Annotated in this window: 24 protein-coding genes; 17 read left to right on the top strand and 7 right to left on the bottom strand. The window is 67.8% G+C overall.

Features of this window, described 5'->3' with window-relative positions; translation table 11 throughout:
- The first annotated feature begins 18 nt into the window (after window positions 1-18).
- Genes KBO27_RS17715 through KBO27_RS17690 form a run of 6 tightly spaced genes read left to right on the top strand, consistent with a single transcriptional unit; the run spans window position 19 to window position 6,424 of the window.
- Window positions 19-1,371: an MBL fold metallo-hydrolase gene (locus KBO27_RS17715; protein WP_210971091.1), complete on the top strand. Its 1,353-nt coding sequence runs from the start codon at window positions 19-21 to the stop codon at window positions 1,369-1,371.
- Entirely contained in the window at window positions 1,368-2,672 is a 1,305-nt protein-coding gene (locus KBO27_RS17710; RefSeq protein ID WP_210971090.1) for an MFS transporter, read from the top strand. Before KBO27_RS17715 ends, KBO27_RS17710 begins: the two co-directional genes overlap by 4 nt.
- Window positions 2,669-3,832 carry a cysteine desulfurase family protein gene (locus KBO27_RS17705; RefSeq protein ID WP_075848189.1) on the top strand — a complete coding sequence of 388 codons (1,164 nt, stop codon included), beginning with the start codon at window positions 2,669-2,671 and terminating at the stop codon, window positions 3,830-3,832. The genes KBO27_RS17710 and KBO27_RS17705 overlap by 4 nt, the downstream gene beginning before the upstream one ends.
- Window positions 3,832-5,046, top strand: a complete 1,215-nt coding sequence (locus KBO27_RS17700) for a trans-sulfuration enzyme family protein (RefSeq protein ID WP_075848187.1) — start codon at window positions 3,832-3,834, stop codon at window positions 5,044-5,046. The genes KBO27_RS17705 and KBO27_RS17700 overlap by 1 nt, the downstream gene beginning before the upstream one ends.
- A gap of 40 nt (window positions 5,047-5,086) precedes the next feature.
- Window positions 5,087-5,947, top strand: a complete 861-nt coding sequence (locus tag KBO27_RS17695; protein ID WP_210971089.1) for a thioredoxin family protein — start codon at window positions 5,087-5,089, stop codon at window positions 5,945-5,947.
- A gap of 60 nt (window positions 5,948-6,007) precedes the next feature.
- On the top strand, window positions 6,008-6,424 hold the full coding sequence (locus KBO27_RS17690; RefSeq protein ID WP_210971088.1) for a MerR family transcriptional regulator: 417 nt from the start codon (window positions 6,008-6,010) through the stop codon (window positions 6,422-6,424).
- A 92-nt stretch (window positions 6,425-6,516) separates the two neighbouring features.
- Here KBO27_RS17690 and KBO27_RS17685 read toward each other — a convergent pair whose 3' ends face one another.
- Window positions 6,517-6,708 carry a hypothetical protein gene (locus tag KBO27_RS17685; protein WP_210971087.1) on the bottom strand — a complete coding sequence of 64 codons (192 nt, stop codon included), beginning with the start codon at window positions 6,706-6,708 and terminating at the stop codon, window positions 6,517-6,519.
- Window positions 6,709-6,872: 164 nt separating this feature from the next.
- On the opposite strand from KBO27_RS17685, the gene KBO27_RS17680 reads away from it, so the two are divergent.
- Window positions 6,873-7,832: an arsenic resistance protein gene (locus KBO27_RS17680; protein WP_139320642.1), complete on the top strand. Its 960-nt coding sequence runs from the start codon at window positions 6,873-6,875 to the stop codon at window positions 7,830-7,832.
- A gap of 200 nt (window positions 7,833-8,032) precedes the next feature.
- Here KBO27_RS17680 and KBO27_RS17675 read toward each other — a convergent pair whose 3' ends face one another.
- Window positions 8,033-8,740 (bottom strand): cation efflux transmembrane domain-containing protein, encoded by a 708-nt coding sequence (locus tag KBO27_RS17675; protein ID WP_187346920.1) that lies wholly within the window; start codon window positions 8,738-8,740, stop codon window positions 8,033-8,035.
- Window positions 8,737-9,132 carry a Cd(II)/Pb(II)-sensing metalloregulatory transcriptional regulator CmtR gene (gene cmtR, locus KBO27_RS17670; RefSeq protein ID WP_075848181.1) on the bottom strand — a complete coding sequence of 132 codons (396 nt, stop codon included), beginning with the start codon at window positions 9,130-9,132 and terminating at the stop codon, window positions 8,737-8,739. Before cmtR ends, KBO27_RS17675 begins: the two co-directional genes overlap by 4 nt.
- Window positions 9,133-9,207: 75 nt before the next feature.
- Between cmtR and KBO27_RS17665 the strand changes: the two genes are divergently transcribed.
- The 4 genes from KBO27_RS17665 (at window position 9,208) to KBO27_RS17650 (ending at window position 13,975) form a co-directional block, all read left to right on the top strand.
- Window positions 9,208-9,834: a methyltransferase family protein gene (locus tag KBO27_RS17665; RefSeq protein WP_075848179.1), complete on the top strand. Its 627-nt coding sequence runs from the start codon at window positions 9,208-9,210 to the stop codon at window positions 9,832-9,834.
- Window positions 9,835-10,092: 258 nt separating this feature from the next.
- Window positions 10,093-11,472 carry a hypothetical protein gene (locus tag KBO27_RS17660; protein WP_210971086.1) on the top strand — a complete coding sequence of 460 codons (1,380 nt, stop codon included), beginning with the start codon at window positions 10,093-10,095 and terminating at the stop codon, window positions 11,470-11,472.
- Window positions 11,473-11,549: 77 nt separating this feature from the next.
- Window positions 11,550-12,035, top strand: a complete 486-nt coding sequence (locus tag KBO27_RS17655) for a hypothetical protein (RefSeq protein ID WP_210971085.1) — start codon at window positions 11,550-11,552, stop codon at window positions 12,033-12,035.
- Complete coding sequence (locus KBO27_RS17650; protein ID WP_210971084.1) at window positions 12,032-13,975, top strand: hypothetical protein; 1,944 nt, start codon at window positions 12,032-12,034, stop codon at window positions 13,973-13,975. The genes KBO27_RS17655 and KBO27_RS17650 overlap by 4 nt, the downstream gene beginning before the upstream one ends.
- Window positions 13,976-14,052: 77 nt before the next feature.
- On the opposite strand, the gene KBO27_RS17645 is transcribed toward KBO27_RS17650, so the two are convergent.
- The 3 genes from KBO27_RS17645 to KBO27_RS17635 form a co-directional block, all read right to left on the bottom strand.
- Window positions 14,053-14,850 (bottom strand): hypothetical protein, encoded by a 798-nt coding sequence (locus KBO27_RS17645; protein ID WP_075848173.1) that lies wholly within the window; start codon window positions 14,848-14,850, stop codon window positions 14,053-14,055.
- Complete coding sequence (locus tag KBO27_RS17640; RefSeq protein WP_246537502.1) at window positions 14,847-15,389, bottom strand: helix-turn-helix domain-containing protein; 543 nt, start codon at window positions 15,387-15,389, stop codon at window positions 14,847-14,849. Before KBO27_RS17640 ends, KBO27_RS17645 begins: the two co-directional genes overlap by 4 nt.
- 516 nt (window positions 15,390-15,905) lie before the next feature.
- Window positions 15,906-16,841 (bottom strand): AraC family transcriptional regulator, encoded by a 936-nt coding sequence (locus tag KBO27_RS17635; protein WP_210971083.1) that lies wholly within the window; start codon window positions 16,839-16,841, stop codon window positions 15,906-15,908.
- A 192-nt stretch (window positions 16,842-17,033) separates the two neighbouring features.
- On the opposite strand from KBO27_RS17635, the gene KBO27_RS17630 reads away from it, so the two are divergent.
- The 5 genes from KBO27_RS17630 to KBO27_RS17610 all read left to right on the top strand — a co-directional run bounded on the left by KBO27_RS17630 (window position 17,034) and on the right by KBO27_RS17610 (window position 23,297).
- A complete protein-coding gene (locus tag KBO27_RS17630) occupies window positions 17,034-17,591 on the top strand; it encodes a flavin reductase family protein (protein ID WP_210971082.1) in 558 nt (185 codons plus the stop codon).
- Between the two features lie 156 nt (window positions 17,592-17,747).
- A complete protein-coding gene (locus KBO27_RS17625; RefSeq protein ID WP_246537552.1) occupies window positions 17,748-19,226 on the top strand; it encodes a 4-hydroxyphenylacetate 3-hydroxylase family protein in 1,479 nt (492 codons plus the stop codon).
- 99 nt (window positions 19,227-19,325) lie between these two features.
- Window positions 19,326-20,888 (top strand): adenylate/guanylate cyclase domain-containing protein, encoded by a 1,563-nt coding sequence (locus KBO27_RS34600; RefSeq protein ID WP_210971080.1) that lies wholly within the window; start codon window positions 19,326-19,328, stop codon window positions 20,886-20,888.
- A gap of 256 nt (window positions 20,889-21,144) precedes the next feature.
- On the top strand, window positions 21,145-22,338 hold the full coding sequence (locus KBO27_RS17615; RefSeq protein ID WP_210971079.1) for a glycoside hydrolase family 64 protein: 1,194 nt from the start codon (window positions 21,145-21,147) through the stop codon (window positions 22,336-22,338).
- 146 nt (window positions 22,339-22,484) lie between these two features.
- A complete protein-coding gene (locus KBO27_RS17610; RefSeq protein ID WP_307870470.1) occupies window positions 22,485-23,297 on the top strand; it encodes an NBR1-Ig-like domain-containing protein in 813 nt (270 codons plus the stop codon).
- 185 nt (window positions 23,298-23,482) lie between these two features.
- On the opposite strand, the gene KBO27_RS17605 is transcribed toward KBO27_RS17610, so the two are convergent.
- Window positions 23,483-24,442: a helix-turn-helix transcriptional regulator gene (locus tag KBO27_RS17605; protein ID WP_307870469.1), complete on the bottom strand. Its 960-nt coding sequence runs from the start codon at window positions 24,440-24,442 to the stop codon at window positions 23,483-23,485.
- Window positions 24,443-24,458: 16 nt separating this feature from the next.
- Between KBO27_RS17605 and KBO27_RS17600 the strand changes: the two genes are divergently transcribed.
- On the top strand, window positions 24,459-25,187 hold the full coding sequence (locus tag KBO27_RS17600) for an SDR family oxidoreductase (RefSeq protein ID WP_210971077.1): 729 nt from the start codon (window positions 24,459-24,461) through the stop codon (window positions 25,185-25,187).
- Window positions 25,188-25,225 lie beyond the last annotated feature (38 nt).

Below are 25,225 nucleotides of genomic sequence, written 5' to 3'. Positions count from 1 at the left end.
AAGCGACGGAGGTGCCAGGTGAGCACGATCGACATCGTCCCGCTCGTTGACGAGGGACTGGGCAATTCCGCCTACCTGCTCGACCTCGGTGATGGCCGGGCGATGGTGGTCGACGTCAGCCTCGACCTGCGGGAGTCCTCGCGCCTCGCCCGGCGCCGCGGGTTGACGGTGGCGTTCGCCGCCGACACCCATCTGCACGCGGACTTCCTCTCCGGCGCCCGCCAGCTGTCCGCGACCGAGGGCACGCAGGTACTCGCCTCGGCCGCCGGACACCGCGAGTTCACCCACAGCGGGCTGCGCGACGGTGACGAGGTCGACCTCGGCGGGCTGCGGGCACTGGGCACACCGGGCCACACCCACGAGCACCTGTCGTTCCTGCTGCTCGATGGTGACAAGCCGGTCGGGGTGTTCACCGGTGGCTCGCTGCTGGTGGGCGCGGCGGCCCGCACCGACCTCGTCTCGCCTGAGCAGACCGAGGCGCTGGCCCGCGCCCAGTACGCCTCGTTGCGGCGGCTTGCTGAACTTCCGGACGACGTGGTGGTGTGGCCCACCCACGGTGCCGGCTCGTTCTGCTCCGCCCCGCCCGGCGCCGAACGCACCAGCACTATCGGCCGGGAGAAGGCCACCAACCCGCTGTTGCGCGCCGCCGACGAGGACGCCTTCGTCGCCGCGCTGCTCGGCTCGCTGGGCAGCTTCCCGCCGTACTTCCTGCGCTTGGGCGAGATCAACCGCCGCGGCCCCGCCGTGCTCGACCAGCCTCCGGCGCTCGCGCCGCTCAGCGTCGCCGAGGTGCGGGCGCTGCTGGCGCAGGGCGCGGTGGCGGTCGACGTGCGGCCGGTCGCCGACTTCGCCGCCGCCCACATACCGGGTGCGGTGTCCATCCCGCTGCGGCCGGTGTTCGCGTCCTGGCTGGGGTGGCTGGCCCCGCACGACCAGCCGTTGATCATCGTGCGCCGCCCTGATCAGGACCCGGCGGAGATCGCGTGGCAGGCCGCCAAGATCGGCTATGGCAACCTCGCCGGAGAACTCACCGGCGGCCTGGACGCCTGGACCGCCGCCGAATACCCCACCACCAGCACTCGGCTCGTGCGTCCCGACGAGGTCGACGCGCCGGTCCTCGACATCCGTCAGGAACCGGAGTTCGCCGCCGGGCATCTGCCCGGCGCCCTGCACGTCGAGCTGGGTGAGCTCGCCGGCCGCGCCCAGGACGTGCCCGGCGAGCCGCTGGTGGTGATGTGCGGACACGGGGAGCGGGCGATGGGTGCGGCCAGCCTGCTCGAACGCGCTGGCCACCGCGACCTCGCCGTGCTCACCGGCGGCCCCGACGACTGGGCCACCGTCACCGGCCACCGGCTGGAGACCGGCACATGAGCCGCGCCATCGGAAGCCCGCGGCTGGGGATCCGCGCCAACCTCGCCCAGTTCAGCCTGCTGGTCGCGGTCAACGCGCTGGTCGGTGGTGTGCTCGGGCAGGAACGCACCGTGCTGTCCCCGTTGGCCGAGCAGACCTTTCACCTGACCGGTTACACGTTCCTGCTGACCTACGTGCTGGCCTTCGGCGCCACCAAGGCCGCCACCAACTACTTCGCGGGCACGTGGTCGGACCGGTTCGGCCGTAAACCGGTGCTCGTCGCCGGATGGCTGATCGCGATTCCGGTGCCGCTGATGCTGATCTGGGCGCCCTCGTGGGGCTGGGTCGTGGCCGCCAACGTCCTGCTCGGGATCAACCAGGGACTTACCTGGTCCACCACCGTGATCATGAAGATCGACCTCGCGGGCCCCTCCCGCCGCGGCTTGGCGATGGGCCTGAACGAGGCCGCCGGATACCTCGCGGTCGCGGTCACCGCCGTGGCGACCGGATACCTCGCCGCCCGCTACGGGCTGCGGCCAGCGCCGTTCCTGCTCGGCCTGTCCTACGTCGCGCTCGGCCTCGGGCTGTCCGTGCTAGTGGTCCGCGAGACCCGCGAGCACGCCCGCGTGGAAGCCGCCCAGCACACCACCCGCGCCGACGGCCGCCACGACCACCTGCACTCCGAACTGACCAACAGGCAGGTCTTCGCCCACACCAGCGTGCGCGAACCCGCCCTGTCCGCGGCCAGCCAGGCCGGGATGGTCAACAACCTCAACGACGGCCTCGCGTGGGGACTGTTCCCGATCCTGTTCACCGCGGCCGGGCTGTCGGTCGCCCGGATCGGAATCCTCGCCGCGCTCTACCCGGCCGTGTGGGGCCTGGGACAACTGATCACCGGTCCGCTGTCGGACCGGTGGGGCCGCAAACACCTCATCACCACCGGAATGCTCGTCCAAGCCGCGGCATTAGCCCTTATCGCGCTGGCCGACACGTTCACGCTCTGGGCGGTGGCCGCGGTGCTGCTGGGCGCGGGTACCGCGATGGTCTATCCGACGCTGCTGGCCACCATCGGCGATGTCGCCCATCCGGCCTGGCGGGCCCGCGCGGTCGGGGTCTACCGGCTCTGGCGCGACGGCGGGTTCGCCGTCGGTGCCCTGCTCTCCGGGATCGTCGCCGATCTCTGGGGCATCCGCGCGGCGGTGTGGGTGGTCGCCGCGATCACCGCTGCCTCCGGCCTGATCGTCGCGGCGCGCATGTACGAGACACACCCGCGCGGCCAGCGTGCCGAACCCGTTCCACTACAGGAGAAAGACACGCCGTGACCATCCCTAGTGGACTAGCCGAGGGCCCGATCTACCTCGACTACAACGCCACCACGCCCGTTGATCCCACAGTCGTCGAGGCGACGCTGCCGTATTTGACCGGCGAATTCGGCAACCCCTCCAGCGACCACCGCTACGGCACCACGCCCCACGCGGCACTAGAGCACGCACGCGACCAGGTCGCCGCCCTGCTCAGCGCGCCAGACGGACGAATAGTGTTCACCGGCTCCGGCTCCGAGGCCGACAACCTCGCCATCCGCGGTGTGGTCCTGGCCTCCGGAACCGACCGGCCGCACGTGATCACCCAGACCACCGAACACCCCGCCGTCCTGCAGGCATGCCAAGCGCTGCAACGCTGGCATGACGCCGAGGTCACCTACCTGCCCGTTGACGCCGACGGGCTCGTCGACCCGTCCGCGCTGGCCGCCGCGTTCACCGACCGCACCGTGCTGGTGTCCATCATGGCCGCCAACAACGAAACCGGTGCCCTGCAACCGATCGAGGAACTGGCCCGCCTCACCCACGACCACGGCGCGGTGTTCCACTGCGACGCCGCCCAAACCGTCGGCAAGATCCCGCTCGACGTGACCACCCTCGACGTGGACCTGCTCACCGTGGTCGGGCACAAAATGTATGCCCCCAAAGGCATCGCCGCCCTCTACATCCGACCCGGCCTGGCACTGGAACCCCTGGTGTACGGCGGCGGACAGGAACACGGCCTGCGCGCCGGCACCGAAAACGTCGCCCTCGCCGTCGCACTGGGCACCGCCGCCGACCTCGCCGCCGCCGACCTTGCAGCAGGAGGCCACGAGCGCATCCAGACCCTGCGCGACCGGCTCCACGACCAGCTCGCCGCGCGACTGCCCGGCCGGGTGGAACTCAACGGGCCCGCGGCGGCGCGGCTGCCGAACACGCTCAACATCAGCATCCTCGGGGTGACCGGGCACAGCCTGCTCGCCGCGACACCGGGGATCGCCGCGTCGACCGGCTCCGCGTGCCACGCCGGTGACCACCAGCCCTCACCTGTACTGACCGCGATGGGCCTCGACGCCGAACGGAGCCTGTCCGCGTTGCGGCTGTCTCTCGGTCGCTGGAGCACCCCCGCCGACATCGACCGCGCCACCGAGCTGATCACAACCACGACAGGAAGCAGGGATTGATGAGCGACCCGAAGGTGAACACCACGCCCGAACAGCGACCCGGCTTGTCCACCCGGTGCGTCCACGCCGGAGACGTCCGCGACCCGCAAGGCGCCATCCATCCGCCGCTCTACGGGCACTCCACCTTCGCCTTCGACTCCACCGCCGACCTGCTCGACGTCGTCGAAGGCCGACGGGAGGGCAACCTCTACACCCGCTACGGCCTCAACCCCACCATCCGCTCCCTGGAACGCAAACTCGCCGACCTCGAAGACGCCGAGACCGCGCTCGCGTTCGGCTCCGGCATGGCCGCCGAAGCCGCGACCTTCCTGTCCCACATCAAGACCGGCGAGCACATCGTGTGCCTGGGCGACGTCTACGGCGGCACCTTCGAACTACTCGGCGAGAACCTGCCCCGGCTCGGAATCAAGACCACCTTCCTCACCGCCGGCGAAGCCGACCGGCTACCCGCCGTCCTCACCGACCGCACCCGGATCGTGTTCTTCGAAACCCCGTCCAACCTTGGCCTCGACATCTTCGACATCGCCGCAATCACCGCCCACGCCCACAAAGCCGGAGCCCTGGTCGTGGTGGACAACACCTTCGCCACCCCGGTCAACCAGAACCCGCTGCACCACGGCGCCGACCTGGTCATCCACTCCGCCACCAAATACCTCGGCGGCCACAGCGACCTCACCGCCGGAGCCGTCGCCGGCCCCGCCGAACTGCTCGCCCCGATCGCCGCATGGCGCAAGAACCTCGGCCACGTCATCGCCCCCGAGATCGCATCCCTGCTCGCCCGCAGCATCCGCACCCTCGTCGTCCGGGTCCGTGCCCAGAACACCGCCGCCACCGCCGTCGCCGAATACCTGGCCGAGCATCCCCGCGTGACCAAGGTCAACTACCCCGGCCTGGCCACCGGCGATCAAGCCGCCATCGTCAAAACCCAGATGCGCGGCCACGGCGGCATGCTCAGCTTCCTCGTCGACGGCGACGCCAACGCCACCGCGGCCGTGGTCGACCGGCTCCGAGTGTTCAGCATCGCCGCCAGCCTCGGTGGCGCGGAAAGCCTTGTCACGCAACCCATCACCACCACCCACCACGGCCTCGACCCCGCCGACCGAGCCCGCCGCGGCATCGCCGACAGCATGATCCGCCTCTCTGTCGGCCTCGAAGACGCCGACGACCTCATCGCCGACCTCGCCCAAGCACTCGACCAAACCCGCGCCGACTGACCACCTGACGGAGCCCCCACCCGCACCCGGCACAGTGGATGTGACGTACGTCCCATTGAAGGCTGTACCTAGGTACAGCCTTAGCGTGGAGTTGTTCGGTCGGATGACGGGCGCGGAAGAGGTGGACAGCATGTCGGTGGAGGTCACCGAGGCGACATTCACGACGGAGGTCGAGGGGTCGCCGATGCCGGTGGTGTTGGAGTTCTATGCGACCTGGTGCGGGAACTGCCGGCGGATCGCACCCGTACTGGACGCACTGGCCGAGGAGTTCGCGCCGGGGGTGCGGTTCGTCAAGGTCAACGCCGACGAGGAACCGGGCCTGGTGTCGCGATTCGGGGTGTCCTCGACCCCGACGCTGTTCGTGCTCGACGGTGGCCAGCAGGTCACCTCGATCGTAGGCGCGCAACCTGCTCCGGTCCTGCGGGCGCTGTTCGAGACCGCCTCGTCCTCTCAGGACTCCGCTGGTTCGCCGGCCGGTTCGGGATGCGGGTGCGGCTCGGGGTGCGCATCAATGCCTGTGAGCACCGCAGCGGCGTCCCCGGTGCCCTCTCCGGTGGGAGGCGCGGGGTGGGTGCCGGACGCGTGCACGCTGCCGACCGCGGACCAGCCGATGCGGCTCGCGGAGTTCGACACTCTGTTCCGGTCGTCGTTGACAGACCTTCGGCGTGAGGAGCCGGGCTGGCTGCGGCTGCGTCTTCAGGGCGGCGACGATGCCGAGCGGGTCGCCGAGCAGGCCCGCGACCTGACGGTACGGGAGGCCGAGTGCTGCTCGTTCTTCGACTTCACCGTGGACCGCGACGGCAGCGATGTGGTCGTGGACGTGCGAGTCCCGGCCGACAAGGTTGTGGTGCTCGACGGCTTGGCGGCCCAGGCCCAGGCGGCGCGGAGCGCGCGGGTATGAGTTGGTCAGCTGTCCCAGGTCGACCGCCGGAGGGACCGGGATTCCACGGAGGGTTGTGCGATGAGGTCGGGTGAGCTCGCTGCGGCGGCCGGGGTGAACGTGCAGACACTGCGGTACTACGAGCGGCGCGGTTTGTTGCCCGAGCCGCGTCGCTCGTTGGGCGGGTACCGGGACTACGACGAGGACGCGGTGGCACTGCTGCGGGTGGTCAAGGCGGCGCAGCGGCTCGGGTTCACCCTTGAGGAGGTCGCCGAGCTCCTCGACACCGGCCGCCGCCGGCATCCGACGCCGGATTTGCAGGACCGGGCGCGGGCCAAGCTGGTCGAGGTGGACCAACGGATGGAAGACCTGGCCCGCATCCGCGAAGGGCTGGTCCAGGTCATCGACGCCCGCTGCGACAGCCTGACCCACTGCACCTGTCCCGACTGCCCCCTCCCGTTCATCGAGCTGGCCGCGATCAAGGAGCGCCCGTCATGAGCCACCCGCCCACCATCGAACCTGGTGTCCAGCCCGTCCCGGAAGCGGCTGGGGCCACGTCGGGTCCACCGCGAAAGAGCAAGATCGTGGCGTTACTGGCCGTCATCGCGTGCGCCGGGTGCTGCGCCCTGCCGCTGCTGATCCCACTCGGGCTGCTCACCACCGCCGGAGTCGCCGCCGCGACGACCGGCCTGCTCGTCGTATCCGGAGCACTGTTCACCGTCGCGGGCCTGCTCTGGGGCGCCCACCACCGCCTCCGCCGTCGACGGGCTACTGCGGAGCATGGCTGCTCCGAGGGCGGCGGCTGCTCCTGCTCGTCGGCACCACCGCGGTGACGAGCATTGTCACCGCGTCAGCCAGGATGGCCGACCAGTAACACGCGACACACGGATCGTTGCATGAGGAGGATGTGAGGGTGGCGCAGGGCGTAAGTGACCTGGCCGGACGGATGGAGCAACACCAGGTCTCGATCTACATCGGCGCGATCCTCGCCGGTGTCGTGGTGGGGCTGGCCGCACCGACAGCCGGACCGTGGTTCGAGGCCGCCATCAACCCGGTGCTCGGCGCTCTGCTCTATGTGACATTCCTGCAGGTCCCCGCGCGAGAGCTGGCGCGCTCGCTGCGGGCCGGGCGGTTCCTCGGCGCCGTGCTCGTGGTGAACTTCGTGGTCGTGCCCTTGGTGGTCGCGGCCATGTTCTGGCTGTTGCCCGCCGACCAGGCGGTGCGGATCGGCGTGCTGCTGGTCCTGCTCACCCCGTGCGTGGATTACGTCATCGTGTTCAGCGGTCTGGCCGGCGGCAGCAGCGACCGGCTCCTCGCAGCGACCCCGCTGCTGCTGCTCGCGCAAATGCTGCTGCTGCCCGTGTTCCTGTATCTCTTCATGGGCGCCGACCTCGCCGACATCGTCGAATTCGGACCGTTCATCGAGGCATTCATCGTCCTGATCGTCATCCCGCTCACTCTCGCCTGGCTCACCCAAGCCTGGGCCGCCCGACAACAAGCCGGCAGGACCTTCTCCACCGCCGCGAACGCGCTGATGGTGCCGCTCATGGTCGCGACCCTGCTCATCGTCGTCGCCTCCCAGATACCGAAACTTGGCGACGACCTGCCCGCGGTAGCCGGTGTCGTCCCGTTCTACATCGCGTTCCTAATCATCATGGCCGCCCTCGGTGCCGCCGTCGCCCGCCTGTTCCGGCTCGACCACTCCGACGGACGCGCGATCGTGTTCACCGGAGCCACCCGCAACTCACTCGTCGTGCTCCCTCTTGCCCTGGCCTTGCCCGACACGCTCACCGTCGCCGCCGTGGTCATCGTCACCCAAACCCTCGTCGAGATCGTCGGGATGGTCATCTACGTCCGCGTCGTCCCACGTCTGCTCCGCACCAGCAGTGCACAGGAGACAAATTAGAGTCCACCGACGCGGCTTGAACTCAGCATGGTCTGACAGCCGGACCTGCCGGGAATTGATGTCCTGCTCGGGGCGGCGCGGAGAGGGGCGCATTGACTCGCCATGCATCCCCGCAGGCGGGGACAGCTGACGAGAGCTACGGATTCGACGCCGATCACCTCGGCGGGAGGGCCATCGGAACGGCGACCCACCTACGGAAGTCAGCAGCAGTGCTCGCCTCGCCAGGCTTCGCGGCCTTCCTTGACCGCGACGGCGGCGATGACCAGGGCGACGATCGGGTCGGCCCAGGACCAGCCGAACAGCGAGTTGAGCAGCAGTCCGACCAGCAGGACACCGGATAGGTAGGTGCACAGCAGGGTCTGCTTGGAGTCCGCGACTGCGCTGGCCGAGCCCAACTCGCGGCCAGTGCGGCGCTGCGCGTACGAGAGGAACGGCATGACCAGCAGTGACACAGCGGCCAGCACGATGCCGACGGTGGAGTGCTCGGCATCCTCCGCGCCGAGCAGGGAGCGAATGGACTCGACGGTGACGTAGGCGGCCAGGGCGAAGAAGGACACCGCGATCACCTTCAGCGCGGCGCGCTCGCGGGCTTCAGGGTCCTTGCTGGAGAACTGCCACGCCACGGCGGCGGCTGAGGCGACTTCGATGACCGAATCGAGGCCAAACCCGATCAACGCGGTCGATGAGGCGATCGTGCCGGCCGTGATGGCGACGATGGCCTCGATGACGTTATAGGTGATCGTCGCGGCGACTAGCAACCGCACTCGCCGCGACAGCACCGTGCGGCGGTCCGCATCGACCGGCGTCGGAGTGAGGGCAGGGGCGCAACATCCGTTGCTGCAGCCGTCTTGCTCTGGGGCTGTCGTGGTTAAGGGCAGGTCGAGCCGGCGGTTGGTGTCCTCGCTCATCGACTGTTCACCGCCACCGTGGTTGTCTCCGCCGCGGCAGGGGTACCAGGACCGGCAGTGGCCGGCTCGTCCTTGTCGTCGTCGACGCACGGCTGGTCGGTATCCACAGCGAGCACGACCTTGACCAGCTCGCTCAGGGCACGAGCCAGGTGCGCGTCGGCCAGAGCGTAATGGACCTGACGTCCCTCGTAGGTGGCCACGACGAGTCCGCAGCCGCGCAGACAGGACAGATGGTTGGACACGTTGGAGCGGGTCAGCCCGAGGTGGGTCGCGAGCTGGCCGGGGTAGCTCACCCCGTCCAATAGCGCCACCAGGATCCGGCAACGGGTCGGGTCGGCCAATGCACGCCCGAGGCGCGCCAGGGCCGACTCCCGCGTCTCACACGTCAGCATGCCCGGAACAGTACAGCTGAAGCTGATATAACAGCAAGAGCTGAACAGTTCTCTCCATCCTGACAGGAGCATGGCATGGCCACGGTCGCCCTCGCGCTCTACCTGACCTTCCTCCTCACCGCGTTCGGTCTGCGGAGCGTGCTCCAGTACCGACGCACCGGATCCACCGGTTTCCACGGCGTGAGCGGCCGGCCAGGATCGGTGGAATGGTGGGGTGGCGTTCTGTTCGTCGTGGCGCTCGTGCTCGGCCTCGCCGCGCCCGTGCTGCAACTGGGAAGCGTCATCGACGCGCTGACTGTCCTCGACACGACCGCGGTACACGTCGCCGGGCTGATCGTTGCGTTGGCTGGCATTGTCGGCACGCTGATGGCGCAGCAAACGATGGGCAGCTCCTGGCGAATCGGCGTCGACCAGCGGGAAACAACCGAACTGGTCACCGCGGACGCGTTCGCCCTCGTTCGAAACCCGATATTCTCCACAATGATCACCGCCGGGATGGGACTCACCCTGCTGGCACCGAATCCAATCGCGCTGGCCGGACTGGTCGCGCTCCTGGCGGCGATCGAGATCCAGGTCCGGGCGGTAGAGGAGCCCTACCTGCTGCGGACCCACGGCCAGGTCTACCGCGGCTACGCCTCACGGGTAGGCCGTTTCTTTCCTGGCATCGGACGTCTCGCCGTCCACGCGGACGGCGTTGGGTGATCGCCGGAGGCCGATTTGCCGGTTGGCAACTTCGTATGGCTGAACCGAACGCGCCAACGCCTCATGATCGTCGAGGCGCGCTCGATCTTCCGGTCAACGACCGACCGCTAGAGGCGCTGCGGAGATGTGAAACGAACGCCGGGTAGCGCTCCTTGCCTAGATCGTTACTCGAACTCGGCGCGAGGCTGTTACAGATCTTGCGGCGACGACGATATGACTGTTGGCTTGCGGTGGTCACTCGTCGTAGCGGGGAGGAAGATGGATACGGCTGCAGAGGTTGTTGTGGCCGTACCCGCAGGTGATGACGCTGGGGCGCGAACAGCTGATCTGTACGACTGGCAGGCGGCCATGGCTACTGCTGACGGCTTGCGGTTGTTCGCCGACGCTCTCGACGGTGATGGCCACCTGCCGGCAGATGCGGATGGTCGCATCATCTGCGAGCACCACGAGGACTGGACGGTTCTCAACGCTCCTGATGCAGAGTTGGTGTCGGCGAAGCACCGCGAGCCATCGTCTGGGGCGTGGACGACAATCAAGCAGCTTGTTGACAAAGGTGGCCTGGCCCATCTGTTCGGCCGCTGGCTCGCGCTTGACGAGAAGCCGAACGTCCGGCTGGTGACCTGCGCAGCGCTTGCACCGGGAGATCCGCGCAAGCTCGCCAAGGTAACCGCGTTGCTGCGCGATCAGGCCACTGGGTGTGAACTGGATGCGCCGACGGTGACGTTGGTGAACGAAGTCGCGATGGGCTTTGCAAAGGAGCTGCTTCTCTATCGCGATGGTTTGCCCAAGGAATGGCAGGCTCCTGCCGAGGCCACCGCGAAGACGTGCGTGGTCAGCGATGCCCATGGCCAGAAAGTCTGCTCGTTCCTTGCCGTGCTGTTCATAGATGACCGCCGGCCGCACCGCGAGGTGACCGAACATGCGGCGCCGAGCATGTATATGCAGCCCATTCTGGACAAACTGGATCGGCGGGATGTGCCGGCCTCGGCGGTCTGGGAAGCGGTCTTGCAACTCTTCCGAGTGCGTATGCGCGCTCAGGGGCCAGTTCCGGACGGTGCGCTTCCGCTCGTACTTGTGACGTCCTCATCTTCGGGTGGCGCGACGTCTGCGTTCGAAGTGCGACGCGCTCTACTCCCACGCACGATCGATGTGCACGACATCGCCATCGCCATACGAACCGCGCTGGCCAACCCGTTGGGGTACATGCCGCTCGCCGTGCCCGCTCAGCTGAGCAAGCTCAGCATCAAGATGGCCAGGGGCGGGTGCGCCGATACAAGCATCTCGCGGGCTGAACGACTGCGATCGGATTTCAAGCGCTACTGGCGAGAGCGAGGTGATGGCGTGCCGGGCAGCGCCGCGGACCGTTACGCGATGGAGCGCACGTTCCTGCGAGTCGCCGACGAAGCTACCTCGGAAGTCAGAACGGCCACCGGGACTTGGGGTTCGCCTTTCTGGATCGCGCTGGCCAGCCACCTTGACCGCCTGCGTGAAACAGGCTCGCTCGACGGCTTGGATAATGAACTCGCCCTCGGAGGCATCTGCGAGCTAGCCGCCAGATGTGAAGTCTGGTTCAGCCCTCGGTTTGACGTAAAAGGTGAGATCGCGCGTCTACGCGCCGAACGGACGGCGAAACCATGACATCGCCAAGCCACGCCGGAGTCCTTGAAGCACTGCGAGACGATCTCGCATACCACCAGATGCGAGTCCTCCTTCTGGTGACAGCCGTCGCTGGAAGCCAAGGACACGCCCGCAAACTCGATGGCCTCACCAAGCTCGCGAAGCTGGATTTCCTCGTACGCTACCCAGCGCTCGCACCGCGAGTCCTGGACAACCTGAATGCCGAGGACGAGCGGTTGCACATCCCGCAGGACGTCGACGCAACCGATGTCGAGGCACCGATGACTCGGTACAAGTACGGCCCCTGGGACGACCGCTACTACCCAGTTATCGGCGCTCTGGTCGGACGTGGCCTACTTCGCTATGTCACAGGCAGACAAGGCAGCGTCGCCCTCACGCCAACGCCCACCGGTCGCAAGCTCGCCGAAAGCATGGCTCAAACAGAGCCATGGCAAGAGATCAATGACCGTTGCCATGCCGTCGCGCAGGCAACCGGCGGTCTCACCGGCGCCGCATTGAAAGACCTCATCTACCGTCACCTGCCAGAAGTGATGGACCGTCCCCAACGGCAGGTCATTCGATGACAACACGATTCCGGCTCGACGCCGTTTCCCTGGACACCACCGAGGGAACGGTGACCTATCAGTTCCCCTTGGCTCTTACAGTGCTCGCTGGACCGGTCGGCGTCGGCAAGAGCACGCTCTTCGAACTGATCAAGTACGGGATTGGCGGTAACGGCGAGCTAGCTCCTGTCGCTGTCAACAACGTTCGGGATGTCACGGTCCAGCTCACGCTGGGCGATGAGCGCTTGACGCTCACACGCAGCCTCGATCCCACGAAGAAGAACACTATTCGCGTGGTCGACCGCATCGCCCGAGAGCGATTGCCGGATCATTTCGTCAAGGATCGCGAACCATCGCTGAACACGTTGCTGCTCGGCGCACTTGGCCTGCCCACCGAAATGCGGGCTGCCGCACGAACTGCAAACACTACCAAAGCTGGAAATCGCATCACGTTCGCGGACATTTTCATGTTCATGTATGTCCGCCAAGCCGAGATAAATCGGGACATCGCATCTAGTCAGTCCCCTTACCGGGAGCCGAAGAGGAAAACTGTCTTCGAGCTGCTGTTCGGGCTGACAGACTCTGACATTCTCCAGACTCGTTCTGATCTTGCCGTGCGCAACGGTGAGCTGGACACAGCAGTCCATGACCATGAGGTTGTGCTCCAGTTCTTGCATGACAGCAACACGGCAAGCCGGGATGAAGCGGTCGCCGCACACGCGCAGGCCGCCGAGGCGGAGGCCGCGGCTGCAGCTGAGCTTGACACTCTTCGGCAAGCCGTTGACCCAGTTGTCGACCGCGAAACCCAGACTCTTCGCGACCTACTCGGCGAGGCCGAGCGCAGCCTGGCGACAGCCCGCCAGACCGCAATCGTTCTTGCACAGCAGCAAGTCGACTACGGCACAGAGCGCCGCCGGGTCATGCAAGACCTTGACCGACTACGACGACTGCATGACGCCGGTGAACGTCTTGCCGACTTCGAGTTCATGGTCTGTCCTCGCTGTATGCAAGACGTTCACCATCGGGATGTACCGACTGACCACTGTCGGCTTTGCCTGCAACCCGACCCAGTTCCGGCAGACCGGACTTCGGCTGCTGAGGAAAGCTATGAGCAGCGCCAACTAAACGATCAACTCGCCGAACTGGAAGAGCAACTTACGGGCAGTGCGGAGCAGCTCGTCGAGGCGCAGCGAGCGGCGGAGCACCGCCATGCGCTCGTGGACCAGCTCAGTGCAAAGCTAGATGAGCGAACTCGTGACCGGATCACGCCCCAGCTCCAGGCTTACAGTGACGCGTCCCAAAAACTAGCCGAAGCCCGTAGCCAGCAAGAGGCTCTTGATCGTGTGCTCTTCCAATGGGACCGTGCCGACGACCTGAAACTTGCCGCCGACCAGCTCAGGAACGAAGTGCAACGGCTACGTACAGCCCTGGAACTGGCTGAGCGACAGTTGGCAGAACGCAAGACTGAGATACTTGACGAGCTGGACGCTGAATTCGCAGAAACGATGGCTGCCATTGGGGTTCCTAGCGTTGAGCGCGCAACAATTAATCGCACGAGCTACCTGCCGATGCTCAACGATGAGATCTACACGAAGTTCAGCCCCGCTGGCGGCGTCCGCACTGCGACGCAGTTGGCGTACTGGCTGACATTGATGTCGGTCGCACTACGTCGCCGAGACACTGCCTACCCGGCATTTCTCCTGATCGACAGTCCTCGCACGTCGCTCAACAACAGCGACGACCTAGCAGCAGCTCTCTACCGCCGCATAGTGACTCAAGTTGATGCAGCGCAAGATCGACTTCAGGTAATCATCGGCGACAACGAGCTTCCTAGCGACTATCGCCGCGAATACGATCAGTTGGATTTCACATACGAAAATCCCACGATCAGCACTGTCGCCCACCCTGGCCCAGCGGCCGTCGAGCCCCTCAACTCCTCCACTACTGACGACGCCGAATGATTGCGTGCTCGACACGAGTCCCCAGCAATCACGAAGAGATGCAACCAGAGTGCTGCGAGGCGGCCCGCCATCCGCCGTCACACTTCCGCCTTGGCGAGCACCTCATCTTGAGCTGACCGTCCTTGCGAATCGGCTCGGATGATCTCCACGAGCAACCTGGAGCGGGCGGCGCCGATACGGAGCTTCTTCCGAAGCGTGTCCGCGGAGATCGGTCGCCGATGCGCATCCCAGTGGCGCGCGTCCTCCTCCCTCGCCCGCTCAAGCAGATCGTCATCAACCATCCTGGACGCTGGCCGACTGTTCTGTTTGCCCGCCGAAGCATCGGCGGGCTTCGTCTCGTCCCTGGCCGATTCCGGAGCCGCCTGGCTGGTAGCAGTCGGCTCGTCGGCGACCGGCGCCTGCACCAGTTTCACATCGTCGGGTGCTTCTTCGGCCGGCTGGCTTGCAGTGGTCAGCGCCCTCAGCAGATCCGGGCCGACCTCCGCCCAGCCGATCAGCAGCAACGGGCCTACGGCGTCGAACGCAGCCTTGCCATACTCGCCGGCTACGAGCGGATCAGCCACGTTCAATGCCAGGGTCACCACGCTGGCGAAGATCAGCAGTCGGCGGGCTGGCCGCAGTTGCGCTCGCGTCGCGCCCGCCAGGGCCAAGTGCCGACTGCCGAGTAGAAGCCCGAGGATCGAGAGATCGACAGCAGGTGCGACGAGTGGAGCCACCCAGATGGACACGTCAAGACGGAGCGCGAGGTTGAGGACGTTGCCGAAGCCGAATAGGAAGGTGAGGCCGACGACGACGCCCATGATCACGGTGACAGCTTTAACGACGGTGGTCGCGTCCGAACCTGATCGAACTGACATAGCTGCGGGCCGGGTCATCGAAGATCACCTGCTTCGACGCGCGGACGTCCGTGACTGTCTCGCGTAGGGATGCCGCGTTCACGCAGCTTGTTCAGCACCGTGGTGTGGTTGACCCCGAAGTGGTCGCCGACTCGCGCCAGCGACCAACCGAGCTTGTAGAGGTGGATGGCGTCGTCGACCTGCTCGGGCGAGAGGCCGCGGCGGCGCATCGGTACGCCGTGCCGGTGGAGGATATTGCTGACCGTTCGCCGTTCGATGCCGAACCGGTCACCGAGCTCGTACACCGTCGCGCCGGACCGGTAGTCAGCGATCAACTGCTCGACCTGATCGGCACGGAGTTGCCGGGCGCGGCGAGGGCGGTCGCGCTTGATCAAGGTTGGCTCGGGTGTATCGAGGCTGGGAAGCTTCTCGCGGAGCTCTTCTAGTGCTCTGACCTGGTCTTTTATGTTCGAGTAAGGTCCCCTAACCTCCACTTCGCGATTGAAAACGCCCTGCTCAACGCAGGGCGTTTTCGCTTTTCTCGCTTCGTCATGATGTTGGGGGAGCGACTCCCCCAAACCCCCTACGGTGCGGTGGCCGTCTGGCGTCGGCTCCTCGCCTTGAGAGCGGTTCCCGACCTGGTCGTTGACCAGCGAGTTTGTGTTGCAATGTGCTGCCGCAGCGTCCACCGAACTCGGGGCGAGTTGTGTTCGCGGAATGCGCGAACCGGCTCGTCCCGTTGTGTTGGTTGCGGGGGCCGAGCCCCCGCAGGCCCCCACGGTGCGGTGGCCGCTTTCCGCAGGCTCCTCGTTTTGCGTGTCGTTCCCGGCCTGCTCATGGACCAGCGCTTCGTGTGGTGTTTCGTGTTGTGAAGCGTTGGGCCCACTCCGCGATGTTTCGCTGTTGTCGCTCCGTCATTGTTCTGGGGAGCGACTTCCCCAAGCCCCCTGCGGTGCGGTGGTCGCCTTTCGTTGGCTCTTTGGCCTTTGGCGTCGTTCCGTGGCTGGCATTTCCCAGCGATTCGGGGCGTGCACGCCGCTTGTCTCGCACCAGCATGAGAGCCCTGTCTGCGTTTTTGCAGGTGGGGCTCTTTTTCACGTGCAGCGGAGGGTGTGGGAGGGGGTTACTCCGTAGTGGTTCTTGTAGGCGGCTGCGAATCTGCCGAGGTGGGTGAAGCCCCAGCGGTAGGCGGCTTCGGTGACCGAGTCCGCGTTCCCGGCCAGCAGGTCCGCGTGCACTCGTCGCAGCCTGATCGCGGTCAGCTCCTGCGTCGGCGTGGAACCCAGGTAGTGCCGGAAGCCCTGCTGGAGACGCCGGATTCCGACGCCGGCGGTGCGGGCGAGGTCTGAAGCCGTCCAGTCCCGGGCCGGGTCCTCCTCCATCGCCGCGACCACTCTGGACACGATCCGCGGCCGGATCTCGCCCTGCATCGGCTCTTCCGGGAAGCAGGCCGTGACGAACGCGGCCGACAGCGTGCCCGCCAGCCGGCGGCTCACCCGAGGATCGCGCGCGAGCTCGGGGGAGACCAGCGCTTCCGCGCCGATCGAGGTCAGCAGCGTCATCCAGGTCCGGCCGCCACCGGTGCGCAGGTCCAGCTGCGCGGGCAGCCGATCGACGTGCATGCCGACGAGCGCGGAGACCTCGTCGGCGAGGTAATCGCGGTCCACGCGCATCCCGACGATCGAGCAGTCCGCTGACCAGCGAGTCATCCGGGTCGGCTGGTCCGGTGGGCAGACCGTCGCCTGCCCGTCCAGCGAGAGCACGTGCCGACCGCCGACGCGGGCCTCGAGGACCCCGCTGCGCGGCACGTTCACGGCCCAGGCACCCGGGTGGTCGGACTCGACGGCGACCTCCGAGCCCCAGCCGATGCGCGCCAGCCGGATCGGGCCGAGGTCCACGGCCCGCAGCTCAGCAGGGCCCGCCGCCTGCGCTCTGATCGCCAGATCGTGGGGGAAGTAGGCGCGCGCGACCGAGGCCGAGAAGCCGTCCAGCTCCTCGGACGAGGCCGTCAACGTGCCGGTCGTGCTCATACCACTCCTTCGTGATGCACCGATCGTACGTGCTCGGGAGTGGCGCGCATAACAGTTCGACGCTGTCCGATGCGCAATCCGGATCGGACGTTCGCAGAGCGGATCGCCCGCGACATCGGCTCGACCTAGCGTCACGGCTTAGTTCCGGACCGCGCATTTTCCGCAGGTCTTGCCACTGCGAAGGAGCAGAACATGGATCCGCGCACCCTGCGATCGACCTTCGGCCGCTTCGCGACCGGAGTCACCGTCATCACCTGCCGGACTCAGGACGGGCACTACCACGGCGCCACGGTCACGGCCTTCACCCCGATCTCGCTCCAGCCGCCGCTCGTGCAGGTCGCGCTGACGCGCACGACGAAGGCCGCGGGTCACCTGGAGGGTGCGTCGTTCGCGGTCAACGTGCTGGCAGCCGACCAGGTCGACGTGGCCATGCACTTCGCGGGACGGCCGAGCCCCGATCCGCTGCCGTGGGTGGACGGCCCGAGCGCACCCGCGCTCGCGGGAACCGCCGCGTCGATCATCTGCGACCCGTGGCGCGCCGACGACGGCGGCGATCACGTGCTCTTCCTGGGCGAATGCGTCGAAGTCCGCACGACCGACCGGGCTCCGCTGCTGTTCCACGACAGCGCCTTCCACCACATCGGGCAGCGCACGTCCGACACCGTCTGGCTCGGATGCCAGGACGACCCGCACGCCGGCTGGTTCGACGCGACGGCGCGGTTCCACCCCGTTCCCGCGCGGTCCAGCTGAGGTCCCCGCACACCACCATCGAGATCAAAGGAGAAGCAGATGGCTGACACCCTCACCTCCGCCCCCGAGGAGTCGGAGTTCGCGGCGAGCGCGCCCGAGGTCAACCCGGCGCAGGACGCTCCCGCCAACCGGCAGACGAACTTCGCCTCGCGGCCGATGACCGGGGACGAGTACATCGAGAGCCTCCGCGACGGCCGGGAGATCTACCTGCACGGCGAGCGGGTCGAGGACGTCACAGCCCACCCCGCCTTCCGCAACCCCGTCCGCATGACCGCGCGCCTGTACGACGCGCTGCACACCGGACCGCACGTGGACGCGCTCACGGTGCCGACCGACACCGGCAACGGCGGCGTGACCATGCCCTTCTTCAAGACGCCGACCTCGTCGGCCGACCTGATCAAGGAACGCGATGCGATCGCGCAGTGGGCCCGCCTGACCTGGGGCTGGATGGGCCGCAGCCCTGACTACAAGGCGAGCTTCCTCGGCACCCTGCACGCCAACAAGGAGCTGTACGCGCCGTTCGAGGCCAACGCCGAGCGCTGGTACCGCGAGTCGCAGGAGAAGGTCCTCTACTGGAACCACGCGATCATCAACCCGCCCGTGGACCGGCAGCTGCCGCCGGACGAGGTGGGCGACGTCTACATGAAGGTGGAGAAGGAGACCGATGCTGGCCTCGTCGTGTCCGGGGCCAAGGTGGTCGCGACCGGATCGGCGATCACCAACTACAACTTCATCGCCCACTACGGACTGCCGATCCGCAAGAAGCAGTTCGCGCTGATCTGCACGGTCCCCATGGACGCTCCCGGGGTCAAGCTGATCTGCCGCCCCTCCTACACCGAGCAGGCGGCTCAGAACGGCACGCCGTTCGACTACCCGCTGTCGAGCCGCATGGACGAGAACGACACCATCTTCGTCTTCGACAAGGTGCTGGTGCCGTGGGAGAACGTGTTCATGTACGGCGACGTCGACCGGATCAACGCCTTCTTCCTCCAGTCCGGTTTCCTGCCGCGCTTCACGTTCCAGGGCTGCACCCGGCTGGCGGTCAAGCTCGACTTCATCGCCGGCCTGCTGATGAAGGCCCTCGACGCGACCGGCTCCGGCGGATTCCGCGGTGTGCAGACCCGGGTCGGCGAGGTCATCGGCTGGCGCAACCTGTTCTGGTCGCTGACCGAGTCGATGGCGCGCGACCCCGAGCCGTGGGTCGGTGACGCCGTCATCCCGAAGCTGGAGTACGGGCTGACCTACCGGATGTTCATGATCCACGGCTATCCGCGCGTCAAGGAGATCATCGAGCAGGACGTGGCCTCCGGCCTGATCTACCTGCCCTCCGGTGCGGCCGACTTCCAGAGCCCCGACGTCAGGCCGTACCTCGACAAGTACGTGCGCGGCTCCAACGGGGTCACCGCCGTCGACCGCGTCAAGGTGATGAAGGCGCTGTGGGACGCCATCGGGTCCGAGTTCGGCGGCAGGCACGAGCTCTACGAGCGCAACTACTCGGGCAACCACGAGAACGTGAAGGCCGAGCTCCTCTTCGCCGCGCAGAACCGCGGCGGCGTCGATCAGATGAAGGGCTTCGCGGAGAGCTTCCTCGACGAGTACGACCTCGACGGCTGGAAGGTGCCGGACCTGTTCTGATCCGCTCCTGCGGGCAGCGGGCGCCGAACCACGGGTCCGGCGCCCGCGAGGCCGTGCTGAACTCGACATCGCGTCACCGCGTTCGATTACCGTGGCGACGTGACTCCTCCTCGTGTCCTCGTGCGGTATCTTCCTGCGTTCCTGAGGGCCGACGTCCGGTTGGAGGACGCCGAGGGCAGGGTGCTCGCGGACCTGACGCGAGTGGTCGTCGCCGCGGTGGTGGTGCTGGCGAACCTGATCGGGACCGTGGCGGTCCTCGCGCTCAACCTCGTGGTCATCCCGCTGCCGCCGAACCGGATGCTGCCCAACGGTTTCTACATCCTGGCCGCGGCCGCGTACATGCTGCTCGCGGCGCTGATCGGCGTCGTCGCGGGGGTCCGGGGGCAGCGGGGGCTCAACCGGTGGCTCGCCTCCGGCGGCCCGGCCACCGCTCAGCTGCGAGCGGCGGTGCTGCGGTTGCCGCTGCGGGTGTTCTGGCTGCAGGTGTGGCTGTGGATCGGTGGCGCGGTCGTGTTCGCCGTCTTCGAGGCGAGCCGTGACGTCGAGCGCGGCGTGTGGGTCGGCGTCATCGTGGTCCTCACCGGCGTGACCACGGCCGCGTGCGCCTACCTGCTGATCGAGCGGCTGCTCCGCCCCGCCGCGGCGCGGCTGCTCACCGGCGTCGACCCGAACGACCTGCGGGTCGGTCGCGGGGTGGCGGTGCGCAGCGTCCTGGCCTGGGCGCTGGGCAGCTGCGTGCCGATGGCGGGGTTGTTCATGCTCGGGCTGCGGACCTTGGCTCCCTCCCAGGTGACCGACACCCAGCTGGCCGTGGCGATGGTGGCGCTGGCCGGCACGGCGCTGGTGGTCGGCATGCTCACCGTGTACCTGGCCGCTCGGGCGACGGCCGACCCGATCAGCGGTGTCGCCGACGCCCTGGCCGAGGTGCGCAGGGGGCGCTTCGACATCCGCATCCCCGTGTACGACGGCACCGAGATCGGGCGTTTGCAGTCCGGGTTCAACGAGATGGTCGCGGGTTTGGCGGAGCGGGAGCAGATCCGTTCCGCGTTCGGCACCTACGTCGATCCGGCCATCGCCGAGCACGTTCTCCGGGAGGGCACCGACCTCGCCGGGGAAGAGGTGGAGGTGTCGATCATGTTCATCGACATCCGCGACTTCACCGGGCTCTCCGAGACGATCTCCGCGACCGAGATCGTCGGCACGATCAACCGGCTCTTCGAGCGAGCCGTACCGGTGATCCGCGAGCACGGCGGGCACGTGGACAAGTTCGTCGGGGACGGGCTGCTCGCGGTGTTCGGCGCTCCCCGGCGAGTCGCCGACCACCCGAGGCAGGCGCTGCTGGCGGCGCTGGCGATCGCGGCGGCCGTGGGCGAGGAGTTCGGCGGTGGCCTGTCGGTGGGGATCGGGGTCAACACCGGGGTCGTCGTCGCGGGCAACGTCGGTGGCGCTGGTCGGTTCGAGTTCTCCGTCATCGGTGATCCGGTGAACGTCGCCGCGCGGATCGAGGCCGCGACCCGGCAGACCGGCGACACCATCCTGATCTCGGAGCGCACCCGCGAGCTGGTCGCGGGCGCTCCGGCGGAGCTCGAAGAACGGCCGGACGTGGAGCTGAAGGGAAAGTCGGAACCGGTATCCCTGTACGCGGTGCACGTACAGAGGTAGATTTCGGTTCACCCGCGAAAATCACGGATTTTGATGGGTCGATTCGAGCGCATTCACATTTATCTGTCGGAATGTCGCCCTCGCCTTGCGCATTCAACGGTGAATGTGCGGCTGCGTTGAATAATGTTCAGGTGTGATGATTTCGGTCCTTTTGGGGGTATGGAAAGACTCGTCCAGAAAGGCAGACTTCGGGATCGATCACGAGAGAGGATCGGCTGCCCAACGAGGTGGTCCCGTTGTCTCTGGAGGTATCCACATGGTTTCTCGTCGGCGGTTTCTCGGATATTCCGCTGCGGCGCTCACGGCACCGTTCTGGGCCCAGGCGATCAGCGCTCCATTCGCCTCGGCGGCACCGGAAAGCATGAAGTTCGTGCTGCAGAACAACTCCGGCGGTCCGGCAAATGCCTACATCGCCGGATTCTCGGACGCGGAGAAGAAGGCCGTTTTCATCAAGGCGGACGGCACCCCGTACTTCCCCGAGGCGGGCGGCCCGGAGCCGGCGCCGATCGGCGACGACGTGGCCATCCCGGTCGACGGCACCGTCGAGGTCACGGTGCCCCGCATGTACGGCGCTCGCGTGTACTACTCCCTCAACGACACCCTGGAGTTCCAGGTCGTCCAGGGCGCCGACGGCACGACCTCGGTCGTGCACCCGAACTTCGTCTCCAGCGAGGACCCGAACTTCGGCAAGGACTGGACGTTCGCGGAGTTCACCCTCAACGCCGAGCAGCTCTACGCCAACATCAGCTACGTCGACTTCGTCGCCGCCCCGATCGGGCTGCACCTGACCACCACCGGCAGTGGTGAGCAGAGCGTTCCCGGCATGCCCACCGGTGGCATGGACAAGGTCGCCGAGAGCCTGAAGGGCATGGGCGGCAACTGGGCCACGCTGGTGCAGGAGACCAACGGCAAGGTCGTGCGGGTGCTCAACCCGAACCACCGCGCCGCCGACTTCGAGGGCTACCTGGAGCCCTACGTCGACGAGGTCTACGCCAAGTACGCGGGCGAGTCGCTGTTCGTCGACACCCAGCGCGAAGACCTCGGCATCATCGAGGGCAAGGTCGAGGGCGAGGAGCTGGTGTTCGGCGCCGAGCGCTTCGCCAAGCCGTCCTCGGTGGACATCTGGGGCTGCAACAGCGGGCCGTTCGCCAACAACCCGGGCAGCGACTCGCAGGAGCGCCTGGCGATCGTGCCGCGGCTGGCGGCGGCGTTCAACCGCACGACGCTGCTGATCAACCCCAACCAGCCGCACGAGGAAGACCCGGCGACGTTCTACCAGAACGACATCACCAACCACTACGCGCGCGTGGTGCACGAGAACCTGCCCGACGGCAAGGGGTACGCGTTCGCCTACGACGACGTGAGCTCCAACGCCGGCGAGGACCACAGCGGCAAGGTCAACGCGGGCGACCCCGAGGTGTTCACCCTGACCCTCAACGCCCTGCGCTGACCCAGAGCGCGGTCCCGCGGCTGCGCCGACGCGCGCAGCAGCGGTGAACGGCGGCCGATCCACGACGTGGGTCGGCCGCCGCTTTCGTCGGCTGGGCTCGGGGGCTCGGTGGGCGTTGCGCAAGAATGAGCGGCGTGGACGGTTCTGTGATCAGGCAAGACGATTCGCGCAAGCGCGGTCGCAAGCAGCAGCGCCCGGACCCGCAGGAGAGCCCGGTCGCGGAGTTCGCCTGGCAGCTGTGCGAGTTGAAGGAATCCGCGGGCGACCCGTCCTACGACCGGATGCGCAGCGAGTTCGGCGCCGCCGCGTCGAAGTCGGCGCTGTCGGCCGCTGCGCGCGGCAAGGACCTGCCGTCGTGGGAGACGACGTGGGAGTTCGTCCGCTGCCTCGCGGTCGGGGTGCTCGGCCAGGACGAGAGCACCGCGCGCCGGGAGTGGTCGAAGCGCTGGGAGTCGGCGCGGACCGTCCCCGAACCTGATCCCGAACCTGATCCCGAACCTCCCCGGCCGGAGCCCCGGCGGTGGCCGAAGTGGCTGGTCGCAGGCGTCGTGGCGGTCCTCGTCGTGATCGGCGCGGTCTGGTGGTGGATGCCGGAGCAGCGCCCGATCCCCGGGGACGCGTCGCTGATGCTCAGCGAAACCGTCCCGGACGGCACCGAGTTCGCGATGCGGCAGAACTTCGCCAAGACCTGGGAGGTCCGCAACGTCGGCAGGGAACCGTGGGAGGGCCGGTACCTGGCGCAGGTCTTCCGCGAGGGCGACGCGGCGTGCACCGCTCCGCAGCGGGTCTCGGTCGGCGAGGTAGCGCCCGGTGAGACGGTCACGCTCGCCGTTCCGGTCTTCACCGGCGACGCGCCCGGTCGCTGCAAGATCGCGTGGAAGATGGTCGACGAGGACGGTCGGCAGTTCTTCCCGGAGGACCTCCGTCCCGTCTTCTTCGACATCCAGATCCGGCCTTGACCCCCGCGGGACTCCCCGGCACCCCCTGTCGGCCGAGGAGTCCCGCTCGGGTCGACGCCCACGTTATTCACCCCGGCGGCCCGGGATCCACGGATCAATGGGCACACCTGCACCCCGAGACATTTCCGGATGTCTTCGCAGCTCACAGCTTTGGCCAACCCGGCCGCTCGGACAAAACCGCGGCCTCAGGAGCGGTCCGGAGCCAGCGCTTGGGTGCCGAGGACGCCCAGGAAATCGAGCTTGTCGGCGGAGTCGGTGCCGACGGCGGGGGTGAACCACAGGAGGCGTTGGCGGCAGTCCTCGCTCACGAGGTTCAGGCAGTTGACCTCGATCGTGCCGAGCTCCGGGTGGACCAGCCGCTTGCGCTCGTCGCGGCGGACGGCGATGTCGTGCCGGGACCACAGGTCCGCGAACTCGGCGCTGCGGCGCGTGAGGTCGTCGACGAGTTCGCGGGCCTCCGGATCGTCGGGGTCGCGGCGGGCGACCGCGGCGCGCAGGTCCGCGACGAACGTCCAGGCGTGGTGCGCGTGGTCCTCCTCCGGGTACAGCGCGCGGGAGCCCGGGTCGGTGAACCAGCGGTGGACGAAGCTCGCACGCATCCCGCTGTCCGGCACCTTCGGCCCGAGCAGCGCGACGGCGAGGTCGTTCTGCACGAGCGTCACGTGCAGGTCGGTGATGACCTGCGCGGGCGTGCCCGACAACCGGTCCAGCAGGTCGAGCATCCCCGGGTGCACGTGCGCGGCCGAGCCGCCGCGCAGCGGTAGCGGGCGTCCGGCCAGCGCGTAGAGGTGGTCGCGCTCGTCGCGGGTGAGCCGCAGCGCGCGGGAGAGGGCGGCGAGCATCTGCTCCGACGGCTGCGCACCGCCGCCGCGCTCCAGCTCGATGTAGTAGTCCACCGAGGCGCCGGTGAGCTGCGCGACCTCCTCGCGGCGCAGACCCGGGACCCGGCGTCGAGGCCCGGAGGGGAGTCCCACGTCGGAGGGCCGGATCCGGTCGCGCCGCTTCTTGAGGAAATCGCCGAGCTCGCCGAGGTTCACGCCGTCCAGTCTCCGCCGGACGACCGGAGCCGAGCCAGGGGACGGTGACCCCCGGGTCAGCGGCAACTGGATGGTCCCGGTGCCGCGCCGCAGGCTGGTTCTCGTCACCGACGAGAGGAACACCATGACACGCACAGCCATCGTCACCGGCGGTTCGCGCGGCATCGGCCGCGACGTCGTCACCCGGCTCGCCGCGGACGGCTTCGCGGTCGTCGCAGGTTATGCGGGCAACGAGCGGCTCGCGGAGGACGCCGTGCGGGCCGTCGAGGCGGCGGGCGGGCGCGCGATCGCCGTCCAGGCCGACGTCGCCGACGAGCAGGCGGTGGCCGCGATGTTCGACACCGCCGAGGCCGAGTTCGGCGGGGTGGACGTCGTCGTGCACGCGGCCGGGAAGATGGCGCTGTCCGCGGTCGTCGACCTGCACCTGTCCGTCCTCGACGACGTGTACCGGACCAACGTCCGGGGCGCCTTCGCCGTCGCTCAGCAGGCGGCCCGCCGCATCCGCGAGGGCGGAGCGCTGATCACCTTCTCCAGCTCGGTCGTCGGCCTGGCCTTCCCGACCTACAGCCCCTACACGGCGACCAAGGGAGCCGTCGAGGCGATGACGATGGTGCTGGCCCGCGAGCTGCGCGGCCGCGACATCACGGTCAACACCGTGGCTCCCGGGCCGACGGCCACCGACCTGTTCTTCGAGGGCAAGGACCAGGAGACGGTCGACCGCCTCGCCGCCCAGCCCCCGCTGGAACGTCTCGGCACCCCGGCCGACATCGCCGCGGTCACGGCCTTCCTCGCCGGTCCGGACGGCCGCTGGGTCAACGGCCAGGTCCTCCGCGCCAACGGCGGCATCAACTGACCACCGCCACACCCCGCCCCCGGAGCCGCGACGGATTA

It is taken from the genome of Saccharopolyspora endophytica (assembly GCF_018070075.1).
Classification (GTDB): Bacteria; Actinomycetota; Actinomycetes; order Mycobacteriales; family Pseudonocardiaceae; genus Saccharopolyspora; species Saccharopolyspora endophytica.
The sequence above is the reverse complement of the archived record's forward strand: the minus strand, read 5'-3'. Positions and strand labels throughout refer to the sequence as shown.

Excerpts from the sequence above, each read along its gene's own strand:
- KBO27_RS17630 (WP_210971082.1), top strand. The coding sequence starts at position 17,034 with ATGGATCCGCGCACCCTGCGATCGACCTTCGGCCGCTTCGCGACCGGA.
- KBO27_RS17665 (WP_075848179.1), top strand. The coding sequence starts at position 9,208 with ATGGCCACGGTCGCCCTCGCGCTCTACCTGACCTTCCTCCTCACCGCG.
- KBO27_RS17650 (WP_210971084.1), top strand. The coding sequence starts at position 12,032 with ATGACAACACGATTCCGGCTCGACGCCGTTTCCCTGGACACCACCGAG.
- KBO27_RS17615 (WP_210971079.1), top strand. The coding sequence starts at position 21,145 with ATGGTTTCTCGTCGGCGGTTTCTCGGATATTCCGCTGCGGCGCTCACG.
- KBO27_RS17685 (WP_210971087.1), bottom strand. The coding sequence starts at position 6,708 with ATGCTCCGCAGTAGCCCGTCGACGGCGGAGGCGGTGGTGGGCGCCCCA.
- KBO27_RS17690 (WP_210971088.1), top strand. The coding sequence starts at position 6,008 with ATGAGGTCGGGTGAGCTCGCTGCGGCGGCCGGGGTGAACGTGCAGACA.
- KBO27_RS17660 (WP_210971086.1), top strand. The coding sequence starts at position 10,093 with ATGGATACGGCTGCAGAGGTTGTTGTGGCCGTACCCGCAGGTGATGAC.
- KBO27_RS17680 (WP_139320642.1), top strand. The coding sequence starts at position 6,873 with ATGGAGCAACACCAGGTCTCGATCTACATCGGCGCGATCCTCGCCGGT.
- cmtR (WP_075848181.1), bottom strand. The coding sequence starts at position 9,132 with ATGCTGACGTGTGAGACGCGGGAGTCGGCCCTGGCGCGCCTCGGGCGT.
- KBO27_RS17600 (WP_210971077.1), top strand. The coding sequence starts at position 24,459 with ATGACACGCACAGCCATCGTCACCGGCGGTTCGCGCGGCATCGGCCGC.
- KBO27_RS17700 (WP_075848187.1), top strand. The coding sequence starts at position 3,832 with ATGAGCGACCCGAAGGTGAACACCACGCCCGAACAGCGACCCGGCTTG.
- KBO27_RS17645 (WP_075848173.1), bottom strand. The coding sequence starts at position 14,850 with ATGACCCGGCCCGCAGCTATGTCAGTTCGATCAGGTTCGGACGCGACC.
- KBO27_RS17625 (WP_246537552.1), top strand. The coding sequence starts at position 17,748 with ATGACCGGGGACGAGTACATCGAGAGCCTCCGCGACGGCCGGGAGATC.
- KBO27_RS17635 (WP_210971083.1), bottom strand. The coding sequence starts at position 16,841 with ATGAGCACGACCGGCACGTTGACGGCCTCGTCCGAGGAGCTGGACGGC.
- KBO27_RS17675 (WP_187346920.1), bottom strand. The coding sequence starts at position 8,740 with ATGAGCGAGGACACCAACCGCCGGCTCGACCTGCCCTTAACCACGACA.
- KBO27_RS17710 (WP_210971090.1), top strand. The coding sequence starts at position 1,368 with ATGAGCCGCGCCATCGGAAGCCCGCGGCTGGGGATCCGCGCCAACCTC.